Raw genomic sequence first — 16,539 nt, 5'->3', positions numbered from 1 at the left:
TCCCCGGCCCCCGCCACGTCCTCGCCCTCCGCGGACGGCTTCCCCGTCACCGTCCAGGCCGCCAACGGCGCGGTGACCATCGCCGACAAGCCGCGGCGCATCGTCTCGCTCTCGGCCACCCACACCGAGACGCTCTTCGCCATCGGCGCCGGCCCCCAGGTCGTCGCGGTCGACGACCGGTCCAACTTCCCGCCCGAGGCCCCGAAGACGGGCCTGTCCGGCTTCAAGCCGAACGTCGAGGCCATCGTCGCCCAGCGTCCCGACCTGGTGGTCGTCTCCGACGACCTCGAGGACGTCGTGGCCGAGCTGGGCAAACTCGGCGTGCCCGTCCTGCACCAGCCCTCCGCGACCAAGCTGGAGGAGGCGTACGAGGAGATCGAGGAGCTCGGCGCGGCCACCGGCAACCAGGCCAAGGCCGACGATGTGGTCGCCGGCATGAAGGCGGACCTCGAGCGCCTGGCCGCCGAGGCCCCCAAGGACGCCGGGCTCACCTTCTACCACGAGCTCGACCAGACGCCGTACGCCGCGACGTCGCAGACGTTCATCGGCCAGATCTACGCTCTGTTCGGCCTGACCAACATCGCCGACAAGGCGCCCGACGCCGCCGGCGGCTACCCGAAGTTGTCGGCCGAGTTCGTGGCGCAGGCCGACCCCGACCTGATCTTCCTGGCCGACGTCAAGTGCTGCGGCCAGAACAAGGACGCCCTGGCCCAGCGGCCCGGCTGGAAGAACCTGTCGGCCATCGAGAACGACCACGTGGTCGAGCTGGACGACGACATCGCCTCCCGCTGGGGCCCGCGCATCGTGCAGCTGGCCGAGACCATCGGCGCCGCCGTGGCCAAGGCCGAAGCCGGCGCGAGCTGACGTGGTGACGCGGGCCCGCCCCTCCCGGGCCAGACCGCTCTGGGTGGCCTGCGCCCTGGGCGTGCTGGCGGCCTCCATGCTCGCCGGCCTGCTCGACGGCGCCGCCGACATCTCGCCGTGGCAGGTGGTGCTCCAGGTGGCCGACTGGCTGCCGTTCGGGCACGTCGACTCCGGCCTGGCGCCGGTCGAGCAGGGGCTGCTGTTCGAGCTGCGGCTGCCGCGGGTGCTGGTCGCCGCCGTGGTGGGCGGGCTGCTGGCCGTGGCGGGGGCGGCCTACCAGGGCGTGTTCCGCAACCCGCTGGCCGACCCGTACCTGCTGGGCGCCGCCGCCGGGGCGGGGCTGGCGACCACCGCGGCGATCGTGCTGCTGCCGTCGTCGGCCGCGAGCATCCCTCTCGCCGCGTTCGTGGGGGCGCTCGGGGGCGTGTTCCTGGCCTACACGCTGGGCAACACGGCCGGGCGCGCCGGCGGCACCGCCACGCTGGTGCTGGCCGGGGTGGCGGTCACGTCGTTCCTGACCGCGATCCAGACGTTCGTCCAGCAGTTCAACGTCGAGGAGCTGCAGCGGGTCTACGCGTGGATCCTCGGCGACGTCGGCGGCGGGTGGGAGCAGCTCTGGCTCGTCCTGCCGTACGCCGCCGTCTCCTCCGTCGTGCTGCTGCTGCACGGCCGGATGCTGGACGTGCTCTCGGTCGGCGACGAGGAGGCCGCCGGGCTCGGCGTGCGCGCGGCCCGCGTGCGCTTCACCGTGCTGCTGGCCGCCTCCCTGGCCACCGCCGCCGCCGTGGCGGTGAGCGGGCTGATCGGGTTCGTCGGCATCGTCGTCCCGCACGTCGTCAGGCGGCTGGCGGGCGGGTCGTACCGGATCGTGCTGCCGCTGTCGCTCATCGGCGGGGCGGCGTTCCTGGTGCTGGCCGACCTCGTGGCCCGCACCGTGCTCGCCCCCGCCGAGCTGCCGATCGGCGTGGTGACGATGTTCGTCGGGGCGCCGTTCTTCGTCGGCGTCCTGCGCATGACCAGGCGGGCCGTCACGTGATCCGCGCCCAGGACGTCTCGGTACGCCTCGGCGAGCGCGAGGTGCTCTCCGGCGTCGGCCTGCACGTGCGGCGCGGCGAGTGGACGGCCGTCATCGGGCCCAACGGCGCCGGAAAGTCCACCCTGCTCAAGGCCCTCATGGGGCTCGTCCGGCACCGGGGCGAGATCCTGCTGGACTCCCGGCCGGCCGCGACGCTGAAGCCGCGCGCGCGGGCCAGGCTCGTCGCGTACGCGCCGCAGGCGCCCGCGCTGCCGCCCGAGATGACGGTCTTCGACTACGCGTTGCTTGGCCGCACGCCGTACATCCCCTACCTGGGGCGGGAGAGCGCGCACGACCGGGAGGTGACGGAGTCCGTCCTCGACCGGCTGGACCTCGGCGAGCTCGCCATGCGGCGGGTCGGCGAGCTGTCAGGCGGCGAGCGGCAGCGCGTCGTGCTGGCCAGGGCGCTCGCGCAGGAGGCGCCCGTGCTGCTGCTGGACGAGCCGACGACCGCCCTCGACCTCGGCCACCAGCAGCAGGTGCTGGAGCTGGTGGACCGTCTGCGCCGCGCCGACGGGCTCACCGTCGTCACGACCCTGCACGACCTGACCGTCGCCGGCCTGTACGCCGACGCCCTGCTGCTGCTCGCCGGCGGCCGGGCCGTGGCCGCCGGCGAGCCGTCCCAGGTGCTGACCGAGGAGGCCGTCGGGCGGCACTTCGACGCCCACGTCAAGATCGAGCCCGGCCCCGACGGCCGGCCCGTCGTGCACCTGGTGAGGGGAGGGCCGTGAAGCTCACGTACCGGACGGAGGACGGCGCGCGGCTCGGGACGCTGCTCTGGGAGTTCGGGCCCGGCTGGCGGATGATCTCCTCGGCGATGCTCGGCGGCGGCATCGGGCCCCGCGCGTGGGTGCTGAACGCCCAGGTCGTCGCCGGGTACGCGCGGATGGACCCGGCCGAGCACCTGGCGTCCTTAGGGCCTCCCGGCGTCGGCGTCGGCATGATGACCGCCGCGTCCGTCGACCGCTGCGTCCGGGCCGGCGACGGGGGAGTGGAGGCGTACGCGACCGTGGGGCTGCGCGTGCCCACGTGGGCCGCCGCCCCCGACGGGCACGCGGACCCGGAGCTCGCGCCCATCCGGGTGGGCACGATCAACATCCTCGTCGTCGCCCCCGTGGCCATGACGGACGCGGCGCTGGTCAACACCGTCATGACCGTCACGGAGGCGAAGACGCAGGCGCTGGTCGAGACCGGTTACCCCGGCACCGGGACGGCCTCGGACGCCGTCTGCGTGGCCGTGCCGGCCGAGGGGCCGCAGGAGGTGTTCGGCGGCCCACGCTCGGAGTGGGGCGCCCGGATCGCGCGCGCCGTGCACGCGGCCGTCAGACAGGGCGCCGAATCGTGGCGACCTCGTGACTCTGCGTGAGGAAATTCGGGCAAGTACCATGTGGCCGAGGGCAACGATCCCGATACTGGGCGGGTGACCGTTATGGCGACGAGCGAACCGACCACGAGGCGCACGGTTCTTCCCGGTGCGCCGCCGTTCACGGTCGATGACCTGCTGAAGTTCCCCGACGACGGGAACCGTTACGAGCTCTTCGACGGGAGCCTTGTCGTGAGCCCTGCCCCCACCCCCCTGCACCAGCGCGCCATTTCCCGGCTGCTGCTCCTCCTGGAGACCGCGGCGCCCTCGGGACTGGAATGCCTGACGACGGTCAACGTCCGCCCGAGCGACAGCGACTTCTACATCCCCGACCTCGTCGTCGTGAGCGAAGAGGTCAGCGACTCGGTCGACCTCATGTTCGCGCCGAGCGACGTCCTGCTGGCCGTGGAGGTCGTGAGCCCGGGCACGCGCGTGCATGACAGGGCGACCAAGAAGGTGGCGTACGCGGCGGCGGGCATCCCCCTCTACTGGCGGGTCGAGCTCGACGAGGGGCCCACGCTCTACGTCTACGAGCTCGACGGCGACTCCTACAAGGGCCCGGCGACCTACAAGGCGGGCACCCCGGCGACGCTGACCGCGCCCTACCCTCTGCGCTTCGATCCCGCCTGCCTGGCCGGCCCCCGCATCACGCGCTCGTAGCCGCCGGGAGTAACGCCGGGGGCGCGTTCCGCGATGGGTCGGCGTAGGTGACTGTACGGCGATCCCTTGACTTACGGCACCTGCTTGCGACGCTGGTCGTAGTCCTGCGTTTGGAGCGGAGATGGCGCGCCTCACAGCCCTTGCCGGCGGCATCGCGGTGGTCCTCGCGGTCACGGCCGTGCCGGTCATGGCGCACGAGCACCCGAGCGGGATCACCGACCTGGTCACCCCGGCCGTGGTGCGGGTGGAGGCCGTCTCCCACGTGGAGATCACCCTGCTCGACCACATCGGCGTGCTCCGGCACGTCGAGCGCTCCTACGACTTCCCCTTCGGCGCCGGCACCGGCACCGTGGTCAGCCCGGACGGCACGATCGTGACGCTCCGGCGGGTGGTGGACAACCCCGACGACGTCGCCGTCCTCGCGGCCAACAAGATCTTCGCCGAGCACCACGACGTGAAGATCCCGCAGGACGACGAGAAACACGGGCTCTCCGACGACCTGCTCGACCGGCACCTGCGCGACTGCTACCCGCCCAAGAGCGACACCGCCACCTGCATCATCGACGTCACCACGGAGATCACCGTCTTCCCCAACGTCTCGCCCCCGAGCGAGGACGGCTTCGAGGTCAAGCTGGTGGAGGCCGGTCCCGACCCCGACAGCCCGGCCGTGCTGGCGCCGGTGACGCCCGTCGTGGGCAGCGTCGGCATGCCGACCGCGCCGCTCGCCGACAAGGTGCCCGACCAGGAGGGCTCGCCCACCAGCGTGGCCGGTTTCCTCGGCCGGCCCGGGCCGGAGGTCGGGCACACCGTCGAGATCGCCCACCTCGGCAAGGGCGGGGCCGCGGGAGACGGCGGCAGGCCGTTCGCCGACCCCGAGGAGAAGGTGGACGAGCAGGTCAAGATGGGCGGGCTCGCCGACAAGGGCATGGCCGGCGCGCCGGTGATCGGCGACAAGGACGGCCACGTCATCGGCCTGCTGGTCGGCGGCGGCAAGGACGGCAGGATGATCGGCGTCAGGGAGATCACCGCCGTGCTCGCCGAGGCGAAGGTCGTACCGCGCCGGGGCGCGATCGACACGGCGTTCGAGGCGGCGCTGACCCGCTACCACACGAAGTACTACACCGAGGCCGCGCCCGGGTTCCAGCGGGTGCTCGAGCTGTATCCCGGCAACGTGGTCGCGGCCGAGCTGCTGAAGACCTCGCTGGCCAAGCGGGGCGGCCCCGAGGACCAGGGCACGCGGAAGGCGGCGAGCACGGCCGCCGCCCCGACGCCGCTGTGGCCGTTCCTGGTGGCGGCCGGCATCCTCTTCCTGGCGGCGGGCGGCGGAGCGTACCTGCTGTGGCGCCGCCGCGCTCCTGACCTGGAGGCCGCGCCGCCGGAGCCGCCGGCGGCCGGCCCGGCGTTCGACGACGGCGCGAACCAGACCGTGGTGGTGCGCAGGTCCCAGTCGTTCCCCGTGGTCCCGCAGCAGCAGCAGGTGATGACCGCGTCCGACCCGGCGATCAAGTACTGCACCTCGTGCGGGATGAGGCTCGGGCCGGCGCACCGCTTCTGCGGCTACTGCGGCCACCCGAGCGAGACGTGATGCCATTGAACGAAAGATCGCTCATCGGCCAGGAGGTGGCCGGCTACTACGTCGAGAACATCGTCGGCAAGGGCGGCATGGCCGTCGTCTACCTGGCGCTCGACCCCCGGCTCAGCCGCCGCGTGGCGCTGAAGATCCTCAACCCCGTGCTCAGCGTCGACGACAGGTTCAGGCAGCGGTTCATCCTGGAGTCCAGGACGGTCGCCAGCATCGAGCACCCCAACATCATCCCGATCTACGAGGCCAACGCCGACGCCGACGGCGTGCTGTACATCGCCATGCGCTACGTCGACGGCCTCGACCTGCGCCGGCTCATCTACGACCGCGGCCCGCTGCCGCTCGGCCAGGCCAACCAGATCTTCGCCCAGGTCGCCGCCGCGCTCGACGCCGCCCACGCCCACGACCTGATCCACCGCGACGTCAAGCCCGCCAACATCCTGCTGGCCGGCGACCACGTCTACCTGACCGACTTCGGCATCACCAAGCACCGCTCGTCCATCTCGGGGCTGACGCAGACCGACCAGTTCATCGGCACGCCCCGCTACATGTCACCCGAGCAGATCAACAAGGAGCACATCGACGGCCGCTGTGACCAGTACGCGCTGGCCTGCGTCGTCTACGAGGCGCTGTCCGGGCAGCTGCCGTTCCAGCGGGAGAACGACATCGCGCTGCTGTGGGCCCACCTGGCCGAGCACCCGCCGCCGCTTTCGCAGCTGCGGCCCGAGCTGCCGCCGCAGGTGGACGCCGTCATGACGCGGGCGCTGGCCAAGTCGCCCGAGCAGCGTTACGCCAGCTGCGCCGAGTTCGTGACCGCGCTGCGCGACGCGATCAGCGGGCAGCCGTACGAGCCGGCGGGAGGGGCGCCGTACGCGATGGCCGGGCAGCCGCTCGTGCCGCCGCCGAGCCCGAGCCCGCACTCCGGGCCCCACCCCGTGCGGCCGGCGCCCTCGCAGGGGCCGGCTCGCAGGGTGGCCGTGACGCGGCCCGCGCGGCACTCGGCGGCGCGCAGACGGCCCGGCCGGCTGCCGATCGTGGCCGCCACGCTGGTGGCCGCCGCCGCGGCGCTCGCGCTGGTCGCGTTCATCATCGTCAATCAGCAGGCCGAGACCTGGGTGCGCTACAAGACGAGCGCCGCCGCGCCGCTCACGTTCGAGTACCCGGGGAACTGGGCCGTCCGCACCCACCAGGACCTCTTCGCGGTGGCCTCCCCGCACGCGACCGCGTTCGAGGAGCTGTTCGTGGCCGGGCCCGGCGCCGACTGGACGGCCGTCTCCGAGATCGTCGCCGGCGAGCCGGACAGCGCCTCCGGCGTGTACGTCCAGGTCTCCGACACCCTCGACGCCAGCGGCACCTCCGAGCAGATGAAGGCCAAGATGGAGGCCCTGCTGCCCGGCCAGGTCGACCTCGGCAGGCCCGTGCCCGACCAGGCGGGCAACCGCCCGGCCACCCGCTTCGACGGCGCCCTGCACGACCCCGGCACCGGCACCCGGCTCGGCTTCGTCAGCTACGTGATCGAACGCGAGCCCAAGACCATGCTCGTCATGTACTTCTGCGCCAGGGCCACCTGCGACGACGCCACCCAGACGAGGATCAGGCAGAGCGTCCACGTCCCGTGACTTGGAACCGGCTTGCGTCCGGCTTGGCACGGCTGTCCAAGGCGGGAGCGGACGTCTAGCCTCCCGTGTGTGGGCATACGCATCGTCATCGCCGACGATCAGGCGATGGTCAGGGCCGGGCTGCGCATGGTCGTCGAGAGCGACCCCGGCATGGAGGTCGTCGGAGAGGCGGCCGACGGTCGTGAGGCCGTCGCCGTGTCCCGGCGCACGCGCCCGGACATCGTCCTCATGGACATCTCGATGCCCCGGCTCGACGGGCTGTCGGCGGCCAGGGAACTGCTCGACACCCCGTCGCCGCCCAAGGTCATCACGCTGACCACGTTCGACACCGACGAGAATCTCTACGCCGCGCTGCGCGCCGGCACCAGCGGGTTCCTGCTCAAGGTGTCGCCGCCCGAGCAACTGCTGGAAGCCATCAGGGTGGTGCACGCCGGCGACGCGCTGCTCGACCCGGCGGTGACCAGCCGGGTGATCGCCACGTTCGCCGGCCGGGCCGAGCCGAGGCCGTCGCCCGCGCTGGCCGAGCTGACGCCGCGCGAGCTGGAGGTGCTGCGGCTGCTGGCGCGCGGCCTCACCAACGCGGAGATCGCCCGCGAGCTGTACGTCGGCGAGGCCACGGTCAAGACGCACGTGGCGCGGGTGCTGATGAAGTTGTCGCTGCGCGACCGGGCCCAGGCGGTCGTCTTCGCCTACGAGACCGGCGTCGTACGGCCCGGAGCCGGCTGAGCCGTCTCGGCATGCGGAAGGGTTGGCGGACTTTATCCGTCCAGTGTGTATATTTTCCGTCAGAAGGCGGATAAAACGGGAGATATTTCATGCAGGCGTTCCCCCGAGTGTTGTTCGACGAGGCCCACAGCGAGTCGTGGACCATCCGGCGCGAGGTGGCCGAGGCCGTCAACCCCGCCCACCCCGACGACTCCAGCTACGCCGGCGCGGCGCGGGTGCTGCGCCACCTCGGTCACACGGTCACGGCCCGCACGGAGGGCGCGCTCGACGCCGACGCCCTCGCCGGCCAGGACGTCCTCGTGATCGCGCACCCGTCGGGGGAGCGGTGGGAGCGCACCACCGGCCAGGGCAGCCCCGTCTTCTCCGCCGCCGAGCTGGACGCCGTCGAGTCCTTCGTCGCGGACGGCGGCGGCCTGGTCGTCCTCGCCGAGGAGGAGCAGGACAAGTACGGCAACAACCTCGGCGAGCTGCTCGCCCGGTTCGGCGTCCGGGTCCGGCACACCACTGTGCGCGACCCCAAGCACGCCCATCGCGACGTGGCCACCTGGGTCCTCGGGGAACGTTCCACCGAGTCCGGGCTGCTGGCCGGGGTGCGCACGGCGTGCTTCTACCGGGCCGGCGCGCTGGAGGTCTCCGCGCCGGAGGCGGTCGTGTTGTTCGCGTCCTCGCCGTCCGCCGACCCCGCGGGCGCGCCGCTGGCGGTCGCGCTCCGGCACGGCGCGGGCCGCGTGGTCGTCTTCGCCGACTCCGACCTGTTCGGCGACGACTCGCTGGACGACTACGACCACCGCAGGCTCTGGGGGAACGTGGTCACCTGGGCTGCCAGGGTCCCCGCGGCCGGTCCGGACCCGGCGGTGTCCGCCGGGGAGGGCAAGGCGGCCGTGTTCGCGCGGCTCAAGGCGGCCGTGGAGGAGTTCCGGCCGCTGCAGGACAAGGACGGGTCGGTGCCCGAGGAGAAGGAGCGCGGCAAGGCGCTGCTGGCGCAGGTCAGTGCGAGCCTGGACGAAATTTCGCAGTATTTCCCCCATGACGCCGCATACCTGGCGGCTGTACGGGACGACCTCGCCGACTGGGCCGCGCAGGACCTCGGCGTGCCCGACTTCCTGCGCTCGCTGGAGCTCTTCCACCCCGACACCCAGCGCGTGGACGGGCTGGAGCACGTCGTCGTCTTCCCCATGTACACCCAGAACGGCAACCGCGACCGCAACCTGGAGGCCGTCTGGATCCGCACGATCTGGCCCGACTGGCTGGCCCGGCTGGAGGCCGGCGGCTACGACAACCCGATGTTCGTGCCGATCGCGTTCGTGGACTTCACCTCCGGCTACGACACCCACTCCGCCGTGCTCTTCCCCGAGACGGTCGCGGTGCGCCGCGCGCCCGAGCGCTTCACCTGGGGCGGGATCTTCGCCGACCGCGAGGCCGGCCGCTTCCGCCGGGTGTCGAGGGCCGCCACCGAGACGCTCAAGCTGGACCTGCCGCCGGACGCCGACCGGCTGCTCTCCTCCCAGCAGCTCGCCCAGGACACCTTCGTGCTGTGGGACCTGGTGCACGACCGCACGCACAGCCATGGCGACCTGCCGTTCGACCCGTTCATGATCAAGCAGCGGATGCCGTACTGGCTGTACGCGCTGGAGGAGCTGCGCTGCGACCTGACCGCGTTCGGCGAGGCCGTGAAGCTGGAGGAGCAGGGCGTGCCGCACGCCCGATACGTGCAGCTGGCGATCCTGTTCGACCGGCTCTTCCGGTTCCCGATCACGGGGGAGCGGGTGCGCAACTACGACGGGCTCGGCGGCCAGCTGCTCTTCGCCTACCTGCACCGCAACGACGTCGTGCGGTGGACCGACAACCGGCTGTCCGTCGACTGGGACCGGGTCGCCGCCGGGGTCGCCGACCTGCGCGGAGAGGTCGAGAAGCTCTACCGCGACAGCATCGACCGGCCGAAGCTGGCCCACTGGCTGGCGGCGTACGAGCTGGTGAGCGCGTACGTGGCGCCGCATCCCGCCTCCACCTGGGCCAAGGGCGTCGAGGCGCTGCCGGAGGAGCAGAAGGCCAAGGTGGACGCGGTGCTGCCGGACGAGTTCCCCCTCAGCATGTTCTACGAGGCGCTGCGCCGTAAGCTGGCCGACGTGGTCGAATCGACTAAAGGACTCCGAGCATGATCATTCTGGTTACCGGGGCAGGAGGGCCAACAGGTGAGGCCGTTTCCGAATATTTCTGGAAAAAGGGCCACACCGTCATCGGCGTCGACAAGGACGACGTGGACCTGCTCGACCGCGCGGCCGTCCAGGAGCTGGCGGCGCGGATCGACCGCGAGCACGGCCGCGTGGACGGCGTCGTCCACCTCGTCGGCGGCTGGCGCGGCTCCCCGTCGTTCGCCGAGACCAGCCTCGACGACTGGGACGATCTGCACGACCTGCTGATCCGCACCCTCCAGCACGTGTCGCTGGCCTTCGAGCCGCTGCTGCGGCGCAGCGACAACGGCCGCTTCGTGATCGTCTCCGCGAAGGCGGCCGAGCGTCCGAGCGCCGGCGGGGCCGTCTACGCGGCGGCCAAGGCGGCGGCGGAGGCGTGGACGCTCTCCCTGGCCGACGCGCTCAAGGACACCTCCAGCGCGGCCACCGTCCTCGTCGTCAAGGCCCTGGTGAACGACGCCATGCGCGCCGAGCGGCCCGACGCGAAGTTCCCCGGTTTCACCGACGTCAACGACCTGGCCACGGCCATCGGCGGCCTCTTCGACCGCCCCGCGGCCGAGGTCAACGGCACACGATTGGACCTCACTCAGTGAATCCCCGGCACGACCCCCGGCTCAAGGCGTTCGCCAGCGACAACTACGCCGGGGTGCATCCCGAGATCCTCCAGGCCATCGTCACCGCCAACGGCGGACACCAGATCTCCTACGGGGACGACGTCTACACCGCGGCCATGCAGGAGGTCTTCAAGCGGCACTTCGGCGAGCAGGCGCAGGCGTGGCCGGTGTTCAACGGCACCGCCGCCAACGTCGTCTCCCTGCGTTCCATGACCGCCCCCTGGGAGGCCGTCATCTGCGCCGAGACCGCCCACATCAACACCGACGAGGGCGGCGCCCCCGAGGTGGCGGGCGGCATCAAGCTGCTGCCCGTGCCCACGCCCGACGGCAAGCTCACGCCCGCGCTGATCGACCGGCAGGCGTGGGGCTTCGGCGACGTGCACCGCGCGCAGCCGAAGGTGGTGTCCATCTCCAACACCACCGAGCTCGGCACCGTCTACACGCCCGACGAGATCGCCGCGATCTGCGCGCACGCCCACGAGCGGGGCCTGCGGGTCCACCTCGACGGCTCGCGCGTCACCAACGCCGCCGCGGCGCTGGACGTCCCGCTGCGGGCGCTGACCACCGACGCCGGCGTGGACGTGCTCTCCTTCGGCGGCACCAAGATCGGCCTGCTGTACGGCGAGGCGGTCGTCGTGCTCGACCCCGAGGCGGCCTCCGGCGTCGACTACATCCGCAAGACCTACATGCAGCTGTCGTCCAAGATGCGGTTCGTCTCGGCGCAGTTCGAGGCGCTGCTCTCCGGCGACCTGTGGTTGCGCAGCGCCCGCCACGCCAACGCCATGGGACGCCGGCTGGCCGAGGCCGTGCGCGGCATCCCCGGGGTGGAGGTGCCCCGCGCCGTCGAGGCCAACGCGGTCTTCGCCGTCCTGCCGAAGGACGTGGCCGACCGGCTGCGCAAGCGCTTCCGCTTCTACACCTGGAACGAGGCGACCGGCGAGGTGCGGTGGATGTGCGCGTTCGACACGACCGAGGAGGACGTGGACGCCTTCGCCGCCGCCCTGGCCGAGGAGATGGCGGCGGCCGGCTAGCCGCGGAGCGCGAGGCGGGCGGCCTGCAGGCCGCCCATGCCGTGGGCGCCCGGCCCCGGCGGCGTGGACGACGAGCAGAGGAACACCCCCGGCAGCGGCGTCCGCCACGGGGCCGGCGACCAGACCGGCCGGCGCACGAACTGGACGAGGCTCGCCAGCCCGCCCCCGATGTCGCCGCCCACCAGGTTGGGGTTGGCCGCCTCCAGCTCGGCCGGGCCCATCGCGTGGCGGGCCAGCACCCGCTCCCGGAAGCCGGGCGCGAACCGTTCGATCTGCGCCTCGACGACCTCGGTCATGTCGAGGCGCGAGCCGTTCGGGACGTGGCAGTAGGCCCACAGGGTGTACCCGCCGCGCGTCGGGTCGGCCGCGTACGGCTGCACGAGCAGCACGTAGGGACGGGGTGAGTGCCGCCCCGCGGCCATCTCGGCCTCGCTGAGCGCGATCTCCTCCAGCGTGCCGCCGAGGTGGACCGTGCCGGCCCCGGCCACCGCCGGGTCACGCCAGGGCACCGGCCCGTCGAGCGCCCAGTCGAGCTTGAACACCCCGGGCCCGTAGCGGTAGCGGGACAGCCGCCGCCGGTAGCCCGCCGGCAGGTCGGCCATCGCCAGGAACTGCCGGGGCGTCACGTCGAGCACCACGGTGGGCGCGTCGAGCTCGGCCAGGCGCCGTACGCGATGGCCGCTCACCGCCTCACCGCCCAGCGACCGCAGCTCGGCGACCAGCGCGTCGGCCAGCCGCTGCGACCCGCCCCGGACCACCGGCCAGCCCACCACGTGCGCCAGCGCCGCCAGCAGCAGCCCGTAGCCGGCGGTGATGGGGGAGCGCAGGTCGAGCACCGAGTGCGCGGCCATGCCCGCGAGCAGCGCCCGCCCCTCCACCGTGCGGAACGCCCGCAGGGCCAGCGTCGTGGCGGGCAGCGCCCCGGCCAGGCCGAACCGGGCCGCCCGCGCGAACGTCATGGGCTGCCGCGGCCACGGCCCGAGCGGCTTGAGCAGCAGGTCGATCAGCGGCAGCCCGGCCCGCGCCGCCGCGCCCGCGGTCGCCAGCCACACGCCCGCGTCGCGGCCGAGCCCCTCGGCGGTGCGCCGCGGGTCGCGGTGGACCAGCACGGCGGGACGGCCGTCGAGCGGATGGGCGGCGGGCACCGGCGGATGGGCGAACTCGACCCCCTTGAGCTCCAGCTCACGGAAGGCGGGGGAGGCCAGCGTCATCGCCATCACGGTCGCGCCGACGTCGTGGACGCGCCCCGGCAGCGTCAGCTCCGCCGACCGCAGCCCGCCGCCGAACCCCTCGGCCGCCTCCAGCAGCAGCACCTTGCGCCCGGCGCGGGCCAGCGTGACCGCCGCGACCAGCCCGTTGGGCCCCGAGCCCACGACGATCGCGTCGGCGCTCATGGCTACTGCCGCGGCAGGATCGACGGATAAGGCTGCGCGCCGCGCTGGCGCAGCAGATCGGTCATGAGCTTGATCTCGGCGCTCTGCCCGTCGATGATCTTCTGGGCCATGCTGACCACCTCGGTGCGGTCGGAGAGCTTGAGCAGGCCCTGCGCCATCTCCACGCCGCCCTCGTGGTGTCGGATCATGAGCTGCAGGTAGAGCACCTCGGCCTGCGTGACGGTCGCCTGCTTGAGCTTCGTCAGCTCCGCCGCCGAGGCCATGCCCGGCATCTCCGCCACCGAGTCGACCGGCTTCATCGGCGTGCCGCCGTGCGCGTGACCGCTCATCCAGGCCATGGGACGCTGGTCGCTCACCTGGCCCAGGCCCCACGCCTGCAGCCAGCCGATGAACATGCCACGCTGGTTGGACTGCGTGGTGATGATGTCGAACGCCAGATTCCTGATCTCCGGCGCGGGGCCCTTGTCCCTGACGATGAACGACATGTCGACGGCCTGCGCGTGGTGCGCCGCCATGTCGCGGGCGAACCCCGCCTCGGCGGAGGTGTCGCCGGGGGTGCCGCCCCGGCCGAACAACAGGAAGGCGGCCGCGGCGAGCACCAGCACACCGCAGACGACCAGGACGGGATTCCTCACAGGCTTCTCCATGGCGCGTCCAGCCTACCCACTCGGGGCTGCGCTCCTCCGGCGCACCTGGCGCGTACCAAGCTGTGATCCGGGCTTATGCGCAGCTTATTCTCCGCATACGCCGAGAGGGCATAGGGTGACCCGCAGTTGGTACGCCGATGGAGGGACGATGGCCAAGGAGAAGGCGCAGGCGAGGCGCGAGCACCTGCAGAAGATGCGGGCCGAGCAGAAGCGCAAAGAACGCCGAGCCGCGCTGCTCATGTGGGGCGCCGGCGGGCTCATCGTCGTGCTGCTCGTCGGTGTGGTCGGCTTCTACCTGGTCAGGCAGGCGGAGCAGACCAATCTCGACGCCGTGGTCAGCGTGAAGTACGACGCCGGCCAGCACGTCCCGGGTGCCGTCTCCTACAAGGAGACCCCGCCGATGGGCGGCGAGCACAACAACTACTGGCAGCAGTGCGACATCTACGACCAGCCGATCCACAACGAGCACGCCGTCCACTCGCTGGAGCACGGCGCCACCTGGATCACCTACCGCCCCGACCTGCCCAAGGCCCAGGTCGACCAGCTGAAGGAGGTCGCGACCTCCACCGGCCAGCAGGACTACATGCTGATGAGCCCGTTCCCCAACCTGCCGTCGCCCATCGTGGTGTCGTCGTGGGGCCACCAGCTGCGCCTGACCGACCCGCAGGACCCGAAGCTCGAGGCGTTCATCAAGCGCTACCAGAACGGTCCTGACACGCCCGAGCCCGGCGCCACCTGCGGCGGGCCCGACGCGATCACCACCACGGCCGACCAGGCGCCGCTGCCGCCCGAGCCCACGGGCAACCAGCAGGCGCCGATGGAGACCCTGGCGCCGACGCCCAGCGAGTCGCAGCAGTAGGAGCCCCGGCGGAGGGCGTGCTCAGCCGAGCACGTCCTCCAGCGGCGTCCACTCCAGGTCGTGCGCGGCGGCCACCGGCCGGCTGGTCAGGTGGCCGTCGTGGGTGTTGAGACCCAGCGCCAGCGCCGGGTCCGCGCGCATCGCCCGCCGCCATCCCTGCTCGGCGACGGCCAGCGCGTACGGCAGCGTCACGTTCGTCAGGGCGTACGTCGAGGTGTGCGGCACGGCCCCGGGCATGTTGGCCACGCAGTAGAAGACCGACTCGTGCACCCGGTACGTCGGGTCCTCGTGCGTGGTCGGCCGCGAGTCCTCGAAGCAGCCGCCCTGGTCGATGGAGATGTCCACCAGCACCGAGCCCGGCTTCATCCGGCTGACCAGGTCGTTGGTCACCAGCGTCGGGGCCTTGGCGCCGGGCACCAGCACCGCGCCGATGACCAGGTCGGCGTCCAGCACGGCACGCTCGATCTCCAGCGTGTTCGACGCCACCGTCTGGCAGTGGCCCTGGTAGATCAGGTCGGCCTGGCGCAGCTTGTCGATGTTCCTGTCCAGCAGCAGCACCTCGGCCTGCATGCCGAGGGCGATGGCGGCGGCGTTCATGCCGGACACCCCGGCCCCGATCACCACGACCTCGGCCGCGCGCACGCCGGACACGCCGCCCATGAGCACGCCCCTGCCGCCGCCCGAGCTCATCAGGTGGTACGCGCCCACCTGCGGCGCGAGCCGCCCCGCCACCTCCGACATGGGCGCGAGCAACGGCAGCGCGCCGTCGGCCGTCTGCACGGTCTCGTACGCGACCCCCGTGCACCCCGAGTCGAGCAGCGCACGCGTGCAGCCCGCCGAGGCGGCCAGGTGCAGGTACGTGAAGAGCACCAGCCCCTTGCGCAGCCGGTGGTACTCCTCCGGCATCGGCTCCTTGACCTTCATGACCAGGTCGGACGTCCCCCAGAGCTCGTCGGGGTCGGGGACCATGACGGCGCCCGCGGCGGCGAAGTACTCGTCGGGTATCGCGGATCCGGTGCCGGCGTCGTTCTCGACGAAGACCTGATGGCCCTGGCGTACCAGCTCATGGACGCCGGCGGGCGTCAGCGCCACGCGATACTCGCTGTTCTTGACCTCTCGCGGAACACCGACCTTCATGGCCGACCCCTGCCCGCGAGGCACGAGATCCTTCATCCACTCTCATCTGTTTTCGAGGGTTGCGAGAGGATTGCCCGGTTGATTACCCCGGGGTGACCACTCCTCGATAGGCTCACCGGCAGCCCGACCGTCAGAATGGGATCGCCAATCGATGGACATACCGGAAGAGCCGCCGACCGCGGACCCGGGGGAGCCGAAGGCCAGCAGACTCACCACCATCGTGCTGATCGTCTCGCTCGTCCTCGTCGTGATCGTCGCCGGTGTGGCCGGCACGGTCGCCGTGCTGATGACCAGGAACCCCGACGCCCCCCTGTTCGGCGGCACGCCCCCGCAGCGGCTGGCCGTGCCCGTGCACTTCGCGCCCGTCCGCGAGACCAAGCCCGCGCCCTGCCCCGGTGACCCGGCCGTGCTCGACGAGGAGCAGACCACCTGCTACCTCCTGGAGGACGGCGTCACGGTCGCCGCGGTGCAGCGGGTCGAGCCGGTGCGCGAGAAGGACGGCACGTACTCCGTGCGGATCGCCGTCGCGTCGGGTTTCAAGGAGCGCCTGGTGCAGCTCATGGACGAGCTGGCGCCGGAGCAGCGGCAGGTGGCGGTCGTGCTCGCCCCCGAAGACCCCCAGCAGCCGAAGACGGTGCTGGTCGCGCCCGTGGTCACCCAGCCCATGGACGGCGACAGCCTGAGCATCGCGGGCTTCACCCAGCAGGACGCCGAAACCCTGACGACCCGCCTCCTCGGCACGTCGTCGTCCCCCACCCCCTCCCAGCCCACCACCC

General features: G+C 72.3%; 16 protein-coding genes. 13 read left to right on the top strand and 3 right to left on the bottom strand.

What is annotated here, in order from left to right; translation table 11 throughout:
• The 11 genes from C1J01_RS35310 to C1J01_RS35260 form a co-directional block, all read left to right on the top strand.
• A partial coding sequence (locus C1J01_RS35310; RefSeq protein WP_111183311.1) for an ABC transporter substrate-binding protein occupies positions 1-864 on the top strand: 864 nt, incomplete at its 5' end.
• Positions 865-868: 4 nt separating this feature from the next.
• Complete coding sequence (locus tag C1J01_RS35305; RefSeq protein ID WP_438943167.1) at positions 869-1,900, top strand: FecCD family ABC transporter permease; 1,032 nt, start codon at positions 869-871, stop codon at positions 1,898-1,900.
• Entirely contained in the window at positions 1,897-2,670 is a 774-nt protein-coding gene (locus tag C1J01_RS35300; protein ID WP_111183310.1) for an ABC transporter ATP-binding protein, read from the top strand. The genes C1J01_RS35305 and C1J01_RS35300 overlap by 4 nt, the downstream gene beginning before the upstream one ends.
• Complete coding sequence (locus C1J01_RS35295) at positions 2,667-3,305, top strand: adenosylcobinamide amidohydrolase (protein WP_111183309.1); 639 nt, start codon at positions 2,667-2,669, stop codon at positions 3,303-3,305. Before C1J01_RS35300 ends, C1J01_RS35295 begins: the two co-directional genes overlap by 4 nt.
• A gap of 63 nt (positions 3,306-3,368) precedes the next feature.
• Positions 3,369-3,962, top strand: a complete 594-nt coding sequence (locus C1J01_RS35290; protein ID WP_111183308.1) for a Uma2 family endonuclease — start codon at positions 3,369-3,371, stop codon at positions 3,960-3,962.
• Positions 3,963-4,083: 121 nt separating this feature from the next.
• Positions 4,084-5,547, top strand: a complete 1,464-nt coding sequence (locus C1J01_RS35285; RefSeq protein WP_111183307.1) for a zinc ribbon domain-containing protein — start codon at positions 4,084-4,086, stop codon at positions 5,545-5,547.
• The gene (locus C1J01_RS35280) at positions 5,547-7,163 is read left to right on the top strand and encodes a serine/threonine protein kinase (protein WP_111183306.1); all 1,617 of its coding nucleotides are present in this window, start codon (positions 5,547-5,549) and stop codon (positions 7,161-7,163) included. Before C1J01_RS35285 ends, C1J01_RS35280 begins: the two co-directional genes overlap by 1 nt.
• A gap of 69 nt (positions 7,164-7,232) precedes the next feature.
• Positions 7,233-7,889: a response regulator gene (locus C1J01_RS35275; protein WP_111183305.1), complete on the top strand. Its 657-nt coding sequence runs from the start codon at positions 7,233-7,235 to the stop codon at positions 7,887-7,889.
• A gap of 89 nt (positions 7,890-7,978) precedes the next feature.
• On the top strand, positions 7,979-10,048 hold the full coding sequence (locus tag C1J01_RS35270; protein ID WP_111183304.1) for a DUF6421 family protein: 2,070 nt from the start codon (positions 7,979-7,981) through the stop codon (positions 10,046-10,048).
• Positions 10,045-10,674, top strand: coding sequence for an SDR family NAD(P)-dependent oxidoreductase (locus C1J01_RS35265; protein ID WP_111183303.1), 630 nt, complete (start codon positions 10,045-10,047; stop codon positions 10,672-10,674). The genes C1J01_RS35270 and C1J01_RS35265 overlap by 4 nt, the downstream gene beginning before the upstream one ends.
• Positions 10,671-11,726: a threonine aldolase family protein gene (locus C1J01_RS35260; RefSeq protein ID WP_181449133.1), complete on the top strand. Its 1,056-nt coding sequence runs from the start codon at positions 10,671-10,673 to the stop codon at positions 11,724-11,726. The genes C1J01_RS35265 and C1J01_RS35260 overlap by 4 nt, the downstream gene beginning before the upstream one ends.
• Here C1J01_RS35260 and C1J01_RS35255 read toward each other — a convergent pair.
• Both C1J01_RS35255 and C1J01_RS35250 read right to left on the bottom strand, forming a co-directional pair.
• The gene (locus tag C1J01_RS35255) at positions 11,723-13,120 is read right to left on the bottom strand and encodes a phytoene desaturase family protein (RefSeq protein WP_111183302.1); all 1,398 of its coding nucleotides are present in this window, start codon (positions 13,118-13,120) and stop codon (positions 11,723-11,725) included. The two genes, C1J01_RS35260 and C1J01_RS35255, sit on opposite strands and share 4 nt — an antisense overlap.
• A gap of 2 nt (positions 13,121-13,122) precedes the next feature.
• Positions 13,123-13,755 (bottom strand): DUF305 domain-containing protein, encoded by a 633-nt coding sequence (locus C1J01_RS35250; protein ID WP_235854874.1) that lies wholly within the window; start codon positions 13,753-13,755, stop codon positions 13,123-13,125.
• A 160-nt stretch (positions 13,756-13,915) separates the two neighbouring features.
• Here C1J01_RS35250 and C1J01_RS35245 point away from each other — a divergent pair, with 160 nt between their 5' ends.
• On the top strand, positions 13,916-14,626 hold the full coding sequence (locus C1J01_RS35245; RefSeq protein WP_111183300.1) for a thioredoxin-like domain-containing protein: 711 nt from the start codon (positions 13,916-13,918) through the stop codon (positions 14,624-14,626).
• 21 nt (positions 14,627-14,647) lie between these two features.
• Here the strand turns inward: C1J01_RS35245 and ald are convergent, their stop codons facing one another.
• Positions 14,648-15,763, bottom strand: a complete 1,116-nt coding sequence (gene ald / locus C1J01_RS35240; protein ID WP_111183299.1) for an alanine dehydrogenase — start codon at positions 15,761-15,763, stop codon at positions 14,648-14,650.
• Between the two features lie 151 nt (positions 15,764-15,914).
• Here ald and C1J01_RS35235 point away from each other — a divergent pair.
• The coding region (locus tag C1J01_RS35235) for a hypothetical protein (protein WP_146615836.1) at positions 15,915-16,539 on the top strand (625 nt) is incomplete at its 3' end.

The organism is Nonomuraea aridisoli (assembly GCF_003236395.1).
Lineage (GTDB): Bacteria > Actinomycetota > Actinomycetes > Streptosporangiales > Streptosporangiaceae > Nonomuraea > Nonomuraea aridisoli.
The sequence above is the reverse complement of the archived record's forward strand: the minus strand, read 5'-3'. Positions and strand labels throughout refer to the sequence as shown.

Excerpts from the sequence above, each read along its gene's own strand:
- C1J01_RS35245 (WP_111183300.1), top strand. The coding sequence starts at position 13,916 with ATGGCCAAGGAGAAGGCGCAGGCGAGGCGCGAGCACCTGCAGAAGATG.
- ald (WP_111183299.1), bottom strand. The coding sequence starts at position 15,763 with ATGAAGGTCGGTGTTCCGCGAGAGGTCAAGAACAGCGAGTATCGCGTG.
- C1J01_RS35280 (WP_111183306.1), top strand. The coding sequence starts at position 5,547 with ATGCCATTGAACGAAAGATCGCTCATCGGCCAGGAGGTGGCCGGCTAC.
- C1J01_RS35265 (WP_111183303.1), top strand. The coding sequence starts at position 10,045 with ATGATCATTCTGGTTACCGGGGCAGGAGGGCCAACAGGTGAGGCCGTT.
- C1J01_RS35270 (WP_111183304.1), top strand. The coding sequence starts at position 7,979 with ATGCAGGCGTTCCCCCGAGTGTTGTTCGACGAGGCCCACAGCGAGTCG.
- C1J01_RS35255 (WP_111183302.1), bottom strand. The coding sequence starts at position 13,120 with ATGAGCGCCGACGCGATCGTCGTGGGCTCGGGGCCCAACGGGCTGGTC.
- C1J01_RS35290 (WP_111183308.1), top strand. The coding sequence starts at position 3,369 with ATGGCGACGAGCGAACCGACCACGAGGCGCACGGTTCTTCCCGGTGCG.
- C1J01_RS35285 (WP_111183307.1), top strand. The coding sequence starts at position 4,084 with ATGGCGCGCCTCACAGCCCTTGCCGGCGGCATCGCGGTGGTCCTCGCG.